The sequence below is a fragment of the Methylocystis borbori genome (assembly GCF_036576025.1).
Taxonomy (GTDB): domain Bacteria; phylum Pseudomonadota; class Alphaproteobacteria; order Rhizobiales; family Beijerinckiaceae; genus Methylocystis; species Methylocystis borbori.
Map to the genome: position 1 here is coordinate 1 of NZ_JAZHYN010000073.1, position 10376 is coordinate 10376.

Genomic DNA, 10376 nt, shown 5'->3' on the forward strand with positions numbered 1-10376 from the left:
GGAGCGCGAAACGGCGCGCCGTGCGGGCTCGCGCGAGGAGGCGCCGGCGATCGGCAAGTCGCGCGGCGCTTCGGGACAAAACGGGACGCCCGCTCCCCGCAAACTCGATCAGTCGGCGTAGAGGCTTTCGAGAAGACGTTACGCCGCGAGATCGACAAAGACGCGGCCGTCGCGATCCTCGATTTCGACGATCCATAGATCGGAGTCGAATTTGATCTCGCGCTTCAGCCGGTCTTCCGCCTCGGCCGGATCGAGCCAGTCGCCCGGATGAAGCCGCGCGAACTGCCGATCGACGCCCGGAGGCGGCTCCTCGCTTTGCGGCGCGGGGCCATAGACCGCCGCCCGGCCGTCCAGCCGATCGAGCTTGATGAAGATGGCGCCGGCCTCCGCCGCGCCGCGCCGCCGCAGCATGGCCGACGCGCCCTCGACCCCGGCGCGGCGGATGAGCGCGCTGACGAATATGTCCGACCGTAAACGCATGCGACGGAAACTAGAGCGCGCGGCGAAAAAGTGGAACCCGGTTTTTCGCGTAAAGCGCGCTCTGCCTTTTGAATCGATCACAGTGCATTTGGGCGATTTCGCCCGCAGCGTGATCGAGCGCCTGCCTTGGGCGCTTGTCGAATGGCGGCTATTCGCGCGTCAGACCCGAGCGCGCCGCAAGCTGGCGCAAAAGCTTAGGCGTCAGTTCGCCCTTCGCGGTCAAGCCGCTGTCGCGCTCGAACGCCGCGAGCGCCTGGCGTGTCCCGGCGCCGAATGTGCCGTCGGCGCGCACGACATAGCCGAGCTTCAACAGCGCGCGCTGCGCGTAGAGCACATCCTTTTCGACGGCCGCGTTCTTGTCGGCGGGCGCGGCCTTCTCGACGCTTTCCGCCTGCGGCGCGCGATTGGCGAGGAGCTGTCCGATCGGGTCGCGCTTCTTTTCGGCGGCGCGCGGCGGCGCCTCGGCTTTGCCCGCGTCGATCTTATCCTGCTTGATCGCCGCGGCGCTCATTTGAGCAAGGCGTTGCGCCTCGGCGGGCGCGGCCTCCGGGACGGCGCGCGCGGGCTCGATGGCGACCCGGCGCGGCGGCGGAGTCGGCGTTTCGGGTTTCGGCGCAAGAGAGACCTGCGTCGAAAAGAGCGGCGCCGGATGGCGGCCGTCCTGGAAGAAGAGCGCATTCATCGGCACGCCGATCGCCGCGACGCCGGCGATGCCGAGAATGAGCGTCGCGCCGAGCCGGCGCGCCCCAAAAATGCGCCTCATGAAGGATCGGCCCTGTCTCTTGTCGACGCGCCGCTTGGCGGCGCGCTCGTTAGGCAGGGAGTCGAAGTGGGAGGCGTCGAGCGAGAGGTCACGCAATTTTCACCGCCATTTCTTTTTGGTTTCTTGCGCCGGAGCCGGCGCCGATATTGGCGATCGGCGCCGCATCGTGACGCGCGATGGTTTCGATCCGCGCCATGGCGTGAGCGGCGACGGCGTTCTTGCTGCAGTCGGCGGGCAGGCGCACGGTCACGCAAGCGCCTTTGCCGGGCGCGCTCTCGATCGTGATCGAGCCGCCATGGAGGCCGACGAGGCCGCGCACCACCGAAAGTCCGAGACCCGCGCCTTCGTAAGCGCGATCATGCGCAGCGCTCGCCTGGAAGAAGGGATCGCCGAGCCGCGCGAGATCGCAAGCTGCGACGCCGACGCCATTGTCTGAGACGGTGAGGGCAAGTTGATCGCCTTCCTCGCGCAGCCGCACGCGCACCCGGCCGCCCGGCTGCGTGAATTTTATTGCGTTCGACAGAAGGTTGAGCAGGATCTGCCTGAAGGCGCGCTTGTCGGCGACGATTTCCTCGATGGCGCCTTCATCTTCCCGCGTCAGCGTCACGCCGGCCTCGAGGGCCTGAAGCCGCATCATGTCGCAGCATTGATCAATCAGCGCCGCCGGCGCGAAGGGTTCCGGGACAAGCCGCATCGAACCCGCTTCGATCTTCGACATGTCGAGAATCGAATTCACGACGTCGAGCAGGTGACGCCCGGAGTCGCCGATGATCTTTGCATATTCCCGCTGTTTCGCCGGCTCGGGGGGAGAGAGCGTCTGATTGGCGAGCATTTCGGAAAAGCCGATGATGGCGTTGAGCGGCGTCCTCAACTCATGGCTGACATTGGCGAGAAAGCGCGTCTTTCCGGCGACGGCGCGCTCGCCTTCGAGACGCGCGCGGAGAAGCGCCTCTTCCGCGCGCAGGACGCGTATAGCGACGATCACGACGTATATGACGAGGGGCGCGGCGAATATCGCGAGCGTCGAGGCATAGAGCGCATGAAAGCCGATCGCGAGGGCGAGCGCCGACAGGCCAAGGAGCGCGCTCGCGGCGCCGATCCGCCGGGCGATGATGGCGCGAGGACGCGCCGGCTCCGACGGCCGGCCGGTCCCGCTTTCAGGCAAGACGCGATCCGTCCATGACGCGGGACGGCTATGGTCGGCGAAGCTCAGCAAGATGACGCGCTCCCTACTGCGCGCATTCTTGCCGGGCGATCTTAAGCAGCCGCTAAATCGCCGCGATCATTTCGCCTTTTTAGCGCCCAAGCGTCGACATGGTTTGCAACTTATTGCCGCCATGATTCACAATTTCCCGCCGCGTATTTACGAAGGCTCAACCTGGCGGGGCCATGACTGGCGCGTGGTCATGCCCGAAAGGGAGCGGCGCTTGGTCTTTCTTGCAAAATGCGCGCTCTGCATCCTCCTTGTCTGCGTCGCGCTGGACTGGCGGCCGCTCGGCGCGCCGTCCGCGCCAGGGCGCGAAGGCGCCGTCGTCGCGCGCCGTGCGCCGCCGCCGGCCGACAAGGGATTCGCGCATCAGTTTGCGGAAGCGGCTAATTCCCTGACGCGCGCGGCGATGGACGCGCTCGCCGGGGCGGCGCGCGACAAATGTCTGGCCGCTCCACAGGATTGCATTTCCGCGGCGCAGCGCCTGCAAGCGGCCGCGCCGCGCGCGCGATAGAAGCATCAATCCACGATGGCCCCGTGTGCATTAACTTGTGCCAATGTCAGACATTTTTTGCCGAATCGGAATTTTAACTTTAAAAAAAACGAGCGTGCTTGGCGCGCGATTTTGAGGCCGAACCGCCACCGGGGCGCATATCCGCATTCGCACTCGCGCGCGACCGCTCTGCGCGTCGCGATCCATTCATTCCCTCTCTTTCAAGGAGGCGGCAATGTCCGACGAAATCCGTACGCAGTCCGAGGATACGGTCTCCCGCGTCGAATTGAACAATCTGCAGGAGCAGCTCAAGGCGACGCGCCTCGAGCGCGATCGGCAGATTTTCGAAAAATCAGAGATCGTCGCCAAGGCTAACGCCTATGCGAAGGAGCGCGACGATCTGCGCGAGAGCCTGACCGCCGCGACCGCCGAGCGCGATCGCCTCGCCGCCGAAAAGGCGACGGCCGCGACCAAGGCGGCGGAGGCGCAGCGCGACGCCGAGACGGCGTCTCGACGCGCCGAGGAGGCGCTGGCCGAGGTCGCCCGGCTCCGCAACGCCCTTGCGGCGGTCCCGACCACCGATCCCATAGCCGTGCTCTGGGCCTATGCCCAGGAGAAGACCAAGGCCGGCGTCGCCTGGGCGCGCGGAAAAATCCCCCCCGACAGCCCGGCTCTGCCCTGGTTCGACAAGACGATCGAGGTCGTGACGCAGATCGGCTGCATGGCGATCAAGGCGGCGGACGCCTTCATCCGTTGGGCCGTTCCCAAGGCGATCGAGCTGTTCAACCGCGGCAAGGCGGAGCTCGAGGCAAGGATGGAAAAGAAATAGCTCTTTGCCATTGCGTTTCGCGGAGGCGTGTCGCTTCCGCGAAAAATTTTTCAACCGCGACCGAACCAGAAATCGAGTTCGCGGCGGCGCCGACGATCATACGCCTGCGTCCCGGCGTCGGCGCCAGGCGCCCCAATTTGCCAGCTGTCGCTGTCGGCGAGGCCTGTCCAGCGTTTTTCCTGCGGCGTATTGCTTTGTGAAGCGCGCCAGCGGTACTGGTTGTAGACCTCCATGATCTTCGTCGCATATTGCGCGGCGACGAAGGGCTCGTCCCGGACGATCAGCAGATTTTCGTCATTCACCGCCGACGCCTTCGGCCCCAAATTATGCGAGCCGGTAATGACGATCGGGTTGTCGCCGAATGGATCGACCACCACAACTTTCGAATGAATCATCGCAAAGGCGCCGGGAAGTTTTTTTAGCTCCCTTTGAAAGAACTTGCTTGGCGCGTCGATCGCGGCGGGCAGCACGACATCGGCGTTCGCATCGATACGGCTGCCGCGATTGAAGAGGGTGACGGGATTTTTCTCCGTGCCGGGATTCTGATTGACGACGCCTTGAATGTAGAGGTCGGGTTTGTATTGCGCCGAGGCCGGAGAGGCGAGTTCGATGATGTCATTGAGAAGCGAGCCGCGCGGTCCCGGGTTGAACATCGCGAAAAGGACGCCTTGTTGCGCCCCGTGAATCAGTTCGCGCGCTTCATTGAGTTCACCCTGGTCGTCAAGCGGCGTAAACCAGAGCGTCACGTTTTTGGCGTGACGCGGCCTGTCGTCTTCGGCACGCAGCCCGTCCGGCGTCGCATCGCCAGCATCGGCCAACGCTTTCCATTGCGCCAGATATTCCTTGGCGAGACTGGCGCTCTTGATGAACACGCCATTATTTCCTTGGGTGCAGAGACCCGTCATCGACCAATTGGTGCTGCCGGTCCACACCGCTTTCGGCGCGCGCGCGTCATCGCAAAGGACCAGAAACTTATTGTGCGCGAGCGCGCGCGGCGCTGAAAAGCGGTCGCGTACGTCGCACAGGCCAGCAAGCTTTGCGCGCGCATCCTTATTCGCATCTTCCCCCTTCTTCTTCACGCTGCCATTGCCCAGCACCACATGCGCGCGCTTCTTGAGCAGCGCGAGCCGATCGACCAATTCGGGATCATTGAGCTCGAATAGCGCGGCGTAGACATGGCGCTTTTCGTCGATCGCCTCGTCGAGAAGCGCCAGCATTTTCTCGCGTAGACCGCCGCCGAGAAAATTGCGGATAGGATCGCCGCGTTTGCCGATGATCTGGCGCAGCTTCGCGCCTTTCAGTCGTTCGTCTTCTTTAGGGTCGGCGGCTTTCGGCAAAAGCCGCGCAAGCCATTGCGTGGCGACGATGCCGCGATTGAAGTAACAGGAGAGATTGGCGCGTTTGGCGGGACCGATAATCACCGTTTCGCTCCAGTCGGAGCCGTTCGCGTCGTCTTGCTGGAGCGACTCGCGCGATCCCACCATCGGAACCACACGATAGGCGACTTCATCGCCGGCGTTCACGGCGAAATCGGACCACAGATATTTCTGAATCGGCCAGATCGTCGTGGGCCGGCGGGTTCCTTCCGCGACGTCCGGTCCGTCGGCGAAGCCCACCCAGCTCGCGACGATTTCCTCTGCGAAACCGTCGGCCGCGTTCGCGACCGTATTAGGAGACGCGGCGCTGCCTTTAGCCCGCTTCACGCGGCGGTACAGGGCGAAGCCGCGGCATTTAGGTATGAAGTCGGCCTCCCAGGCGATAAAGGCGTCGTCAGCGCCGCCTTTGACGGTGATCTGAATGGACATGAAATCTCGGCTCCTTTGAAAAACTTCAAAAAATGCGCTGTTTAGCGACCATACGACGTGTCGTCGCCTATGATCCCTCTCCGTGACGGTTTTGCAACGCTTGCGTGGGGGTTCCCGCTTCCCTTCCCCCTGCCGCCCTGCTATCCCCGCGCCATGACCTCCCATAAAATCGAAAATATCCGCAATTTCTCGATTGTCGCGCATATCGACCACGGCAAATCGACGCTCGCCGACCGGCTGATCCAGGAGACCGGGACGCTTGCCGCCCGCGAGATGGTCGAGCAGGTGCTCGACTCGATGGATATCGAGCGCGAGCGCGGCATTACGATCAAGGCGCAGACCGTGCGCCTCAATTACAGGGCCAAGGACGGCAAGGACTATGTCCTCAATCTGATGGACACGCCCGGCCATGTCGACTTCGCCTATGAGGTGTCGCGCTCGCTCAAGGCCTGCGAAGGCTCGCTCCTCGTCGTCGACGCCTCGCAGGGCGTCGAGGCGCAGACGCTCGCCAATGTCTATCAGGCGATCGACGCCGGCCACGAAATCGTGCCGGTCTTGAACAAGATCGACCTGCCGGCGGCCGAGCCCGATCGCATCAAGGAGCAGATCGAGGAAGTCATCGGCCTCGACGCCTCCGACGCCGTGCTGATCTCGGCGAAGACGGGCCTTGGCGTCCCCGACGTTCTCGAGGCGATCGTCACGCGCTTGCCCCCGCCTTCCGGCGACGAAAAGGCGCCTTTGAAGGCGCTGCTTGTCGACAGTTGGTACGACGCCTATCTCGGCGTCGTCGTGCTGCTGCGCATCTTCGACGGAACCCTGAAGAAGGGCCAGAAGATAAAGATGATGGCGACGGACGCCCATTACGAAATCGACAAGATCGGCGTCTTTCGTCCCAAGATGCAGGATGTCGCGGCGCTCGGGCCGGGCGAAGTCGGCTTCATCACCGCGCAGATCAAGCAGGTCGCCGATACGCGCGTGGGCGACACGATCACTGACGACAAGAAACCGACCGCCGAGCCGCTGCCGGGCTTCAAGCCGGCGCAGCCCGTCGTCTTCTGCGGTCTCTTTCCGGTCGACGCCGCGGATTTCGAGGATTTGCGCGCCGCGATCGCCAAGCTGCGCCTCAACGACGCGAGTTTTTCCTATGAGATGGAGACATCCGCCGCGCTCGGCTTTGGCTTCCGCTGCGGCTTTCTGGGCCTCCTGCATCTCGAAATCATTCAGGAGCGGCTGCAGCGCGAATTCGATCTCGATCTCATCGCGACGGCGCCGTCGGTCATCTACAAGATCACGCTGACGAATGGCGACGAGATCGAATTGCATAATCCCGCCGACATGCCGGATGTCGTGAAGATCGACGAGATCAAGGAGCCCTGGATCAGGGCGACGATCCTGACGCCCGACGACTATCTCGGTTCGGTGTTGAAGCTCTGTCAGGACAGGCGCGGCGCGCAGGTCGATTTGAACTATGTCGGCAAGCGCGCCATGGCGGTTTACGACCTGCCGCTCAACGAAGTCGTGTTCGATTTCTATGACCGGCTGAAGTCGATCTCAAAGGGCTATGCGAGCTTCGACTATCAGCTCACCGACTATCGCGCCGGCGATCTCGTGAAGATGAGCATTCTCGTCAACAGCGAGCCTGTCGACGCGCTCTCCATGCTCGTGCATCGCACCCGCGCCGAGGGGCGCGGCCGGCAGATGTGCGAGAAGCTCAAAGAGCTCATTCCGCCGCATATGTTCCAGGTGCCGATCCAGGCGGCGTTAGGGGGCAAGATCATCGCGCGCGAGACGGTGCGGGCCTTTCGCAAGGACGTGACGGCGAAATGCTATGGCGGCGACGTGACGCGCAAGCGCAAGCTGTTGGAGAAGCAGAAAGAAGGCAAGAAGAAGATGCGCCAGTTCGGCCGCGTCGAGATTCCGCAGGAGGCGTTTATCGCGGCGCTGAAGATGGAGGAGTAGGGCAAAACCTAAATAATTGCGGAAATGATTATAGGTTCGCGGAGCGCTTGCCGCCCCTCTCCCCGCTTGCGGGGAGAGGTAAGGTGAGGGGCCGTGGGGATTAGAAGAAAGAAATTTTCATGCGCGGCCTACGCATAATCGAAACGCGTCGCGCCCGTTCCTTGCGGCGAGACGCCACTGGCGCAGAAAGCATTCTTTGGAAACGCCTTCACAACCGCGCTCTTGGCGGCTTCAAATTCGTGCGGCAGGCGCCGATCGGTCCTTTTATCGCGGATTTTCTGTGCCGGGAATGCAAGCTGATCGTCGAGATCGACGGCGAGACCCATTCGACCGACGACGAGATCGCGCGCGACGCGCGACGAACGGTCTATCTTCAAGAGCAAGGCTATCGCGTCATCCGCTTCGTGAATGCGGAAGTCTATGAGAACGTCGAAGCGATCGCGAAGGCCATTCTCTTGGCGTTGAATGAAACTGCGCGCTAATCGCCCAGCCCCTCACCTTACCTCTCCCCGCAAGCGGGGAGAGGGGCGTCAGGCGTTTCGCGAAAAAATCACGCGCGCCCGATGTTGGAGAGGCGTAGCGCCGCTATCCCTTCTCACCGCTTGCGGGGAGAAGTGAGATGAGGGGCCGGGTGATTGGCCAAAGAGTTGAAAAACCTATGCGTCACAAACCACTGGCTTGATGGGGTCCGAGACAAGGCGATCACTCTCTCGCCAGCGCGATCATCACCGCGCCGACGAGCATCACCACGACGCCGAGCCGCCGGCCGCCCGTCTCCTCCTTCAACACATGCCCGCTGGCGAGCACGGTGAAGAGCGCCGAGAGCCGCTTGATGGCGATGACATAAGGCGTGAACAGCACGGTGAGCGCCCACATCTGCATGGCGCTGCCGAAGGCCATCGCCGAGCCGGCGCCGATGGCGTAGCGCAGCGCGAAGAGGCGCGGCGCGGCGCGCCGCGCCGCGAGCCAATAGAAGACGGAGCAAGACGCGATCACGATCATCAAAGCGGCGATCCAGATGAGCGGCGTCGACGCGCGAACGCCGAGCTTGTCGATATTGGAGGTGACGCTCCAGATGACCGCCGTCCCGAGCATCAGCCGCGCGCCTTTGTCGCGCGCGAGGATGTGAAAATTGAAGCGGCGCCCATTGGCCTCGCCCGCGTCGAGCAGGCCGACGCCGAGCACGGTGAAGAGCACGCCGAAGACGCCCATGGGCGGCGCGTGCTCGCCTGTCATAATCGGCGAGGTGACGAGCATCAGCACAGGCGTCAGCAGCACCAGCGGCGCGACGAGCGAGGCGTCGGAGAGGCGAAAGGCGCGGATATAGAGCAGGTAGGCGACCGCGTTGAGCGCGCCCGACCAGGCGAGAAGCGTCCAGAATTCGGGCTTTGTCAGAGCGGCGAGCGTTTCGCCCGGCGCGGTCAGCAGCCCCGGATAGGCGATAAGGCAGGCGAGGGTCAGCAGCGCGGCGCCGGCGCACCATTGCGCGGCGAGAATGGCGCGGTCGTCCGCCGTCCGCGTCGCGGCCTTGGTGCCAAGGTCGGTGACGGACTGGCAGATCGCGGAGACGAGCGCGCCGAGAAGGGCGAGAAGGGCGAGGTCCATGGCGCGCTATATCGCATGATCCGCAAAAGTGGGAACCGGTTTTGCGATCGGATCATGCGCGAAAGACAGGCATGATCCGCAAGAGTGGGAGTGGGCTTTGCTGAGCGACCGTTGAAAGCTCAATCACACTCGCCCTCATGCTGAGGAGCCTGCGTAGCAGGCGTCTCGAAGCGCGAGGGCGAGTTTCAGATGGCGGTGCATGAAGGTTTCCTCATCCTTCGAGACGCGCCCTTAGGGCGCTCCTCAGGATGAGGAAACCTTCACCCAATCGACATCGCTTTTGCTTTTTGGTGAGATCACGCGCCGGATTTGATCGCCGTCACCAGCGTGTCGACGCCGTCGCGATATTCGACCGTCACCACGAAGCCAAGGGCGCGCAGCCGTTCGAGCGCCGGCGTGAAATACATGATGTGGTCGGCGGACTCGTCGCTATAGAGATGCACGATCCAGTCCTCGAGAAGATCGAGCCGGTCCATATCCTTGAACAGCTTGAACCAGCGCCGCACCTCGGCCTGCGTCTCGGCGAGATGGGCGGCGCGGTCGTCGATCGCATAGCGGTCGCCATTGATGAAAAGCCCGCCGGGCTTGAGCACGCGATGGATTTCCGCGATGACCAAACCGCGATAGTCGTCGAGGAAATTATGGATGGCGTAATTCGAGGCGACGAGGTCGACGCTAGCTTGGGGCAGGGCGCACAGCGCTTGAAGCGCGTCGGCCTCGAAGAATTCGACGCGGCCGGCGGCGACATGATCGGCGAGATTGACGCGCGCCTGATCGAGCATTTTCGCGGCGCTGTCGATCGCGGTGAGCTTAAGGTCGCCCCGCGCGGCAAGAAGCTCCAGCGTGCTGATCCCGGTGCCGCAGCCGATCTCGAATCCCTTGAGCGGCCCATCCTCCGACCGCCAGGCGGCGACATAAGCGGCAAGCTTATGCGCAAGCGCCGGCGCCTTGGGACACATCAGTCGCAGCATGTCATATTCCGCGCCGATCTGGCCGGTGAAGAGATTTTCCTCAAGAGCGGACATGAGCGCTGTTTCGCATATCGCGCAAGGCCGGGCAAGCGCCGCGCGACTTTTCCCGCGCCCGGCGCCATGATAGCGAGGCGAGGAAGAAGCGAGCGGAGCGCAGTCATGACGCAGGCTTTACGCAATGAGGCGAAGGTGGGGGGGGGCGGCGCATCGCTCGCCCAGGCCCTTGCCGCGCTGGGCCGCGCCGCGCGCGCCGCCGCCCGCGCC

General features: G+C 63.5%; 10 protein-coding genes. 4 read left to right on the forward strand and 6 right to left on the reverse strand.

Annotated features, from left to right (window positions below):
• Positions 1 to 138: 138 nt before the first annotated feature.
• The 3 genes from V3H18_RS15870 to V3H18_RS15880 form a co-directional block, all read right to left on the reverse strand.
• Positions 139 to 480: a DUF1491 family protein gene (locus tag V3H18_RS15870; RefSeq protein ID WP_332083044.1), complete on the reverse strand. Its 342-nt coding sequence runs from the start codon at positions 478 to 480 to the stop codon at positions 139 to 141.
• A gap of 148 nt (positions 481 to 628) precedes the next feature.
• Positions 629 to 1339: a peptidoglycan-binding domain-containing protein gene (locus V3H18_RS15875; protein WP_332083045.1), complete on the reverse strand. Its 711-nt coding sequence runs from the start codon at positions 1337 to 1339 to the stop codon at positions 629 to 631.
• Positions 1332 to 2408 (reverse strand): sensor histidine kinase, encoded by a 1077-nt coding sequence (locus tag V3H18_RS15880; RefSeq protein ID WP_332083046.1) that lies wholly within the window; start codon positions 2406 to 2408, stop codon positions 1332 to 1334. Before V3H18_RS15880 ends, V3H18_RS15875 begins: the two co-directional genes overlap by 8 nt.
• Before the next feature lie 262 nt (positions 2409 to 2670).
• Between V3H18_RS15880 and V3H18_RS15885 the strand changes: the two genes are divergently transcribed.
• Both V3H18_RS15885 and V3H18_RS15890 read left to right on the forward strand, forming a co-directional pair.
• A complete protein-coding gene (locus tag V3H18_RS15885; protein WP_332083047.1) occupies positions 2671 to 2964 on the forward strand; it encodes a hypothetical protein in 294 nt (97 codons plus the stop codon).
• Positions 2965 to 3178: 214 nt separating this feature from the next.
• The gene (locus V3H18_RS15890; RefSeq protein ID WP_332083048.1) at positions 3179 to 3772 is read left to right on the forward strand and encodes a hypothetical protein; all 594 of its coding nucleotides are present in this window, start codon (positions 3179 to 3181) and stop codon (positions 3770 to 3772) included.
• Between the two features lie 50 nt (positions 3773 to 3822).
• On the opposite strand, the gene V3H18_RS15895 is transcribed toward V3H18_RS15890, so the two are convergent.
• Positions 3823 to 5577: a phospholipase D-like domain-containing protein gene (locus V3H18_RS15895; RefSeq protein WP_332083049.1), complete on the reverse strand. Its 1755-nt coding sequence runs from the start codon at positions 5575 to 5577 to the stop codon at positions 3823 to 3825.
• Between the two features lie 153 nt (positions 5578 to 5730).
• Between V3H18_RS15895 and lepA the strand changes: the two genes are divergently transcribed.
• Positions 5731 to 7536, forward strand: coding sequence for a translation elongation factor 4 (gene lepA, locus V3H18_RS15900; protein WP_332083050.1), 1806 nt, complete (start codon positions 5731 to 5733; stop codon positions 7534 to 7536).
• Between the two features lie 119 nt (positions 7537 to 7655).
• A complete protein-coding gene (locus V3H18_RS15905; protein ID WP_332083051.1) occupies positions 7656 to 8018 on the forward strand; it encodes an endonuclease domain-containing protein in 363 nt (120 codons plus the stop codon).
• A 220-nt stretch (positions 8019 to 8238) separates the two neighbouring features.
• Here the strand turns inward: V3H18_RS15905 and V3H18_RS15910 are convergent, their stop codons facing one another.
• Positions 8239 to 9141: an EamA family transporter gene (locus V3H18_RS15910; RefSeq protein ID WP_332083053.1), complete on the reverse strand. Its 903-nt coding sequence runs from the start codon at positions 9139 to 9141 to the stop codon at positions 8239 to 8241.
• Between the two features lie 296 nt (positions 9142 to 9437).
• On the reverse strand, positions 9438 to 10166 hold the full coding sequence (locus V3H18_RS15915; protein ID WP_332083054.1) for a class I SAM-dependent methyltransferase: 729 nt from the start codon (positions 10164 to 10166) through the stop codon (positions 9438 to 9440).
• Positions 10167 to 10376 lie beyond the last annotated feature (210 nt).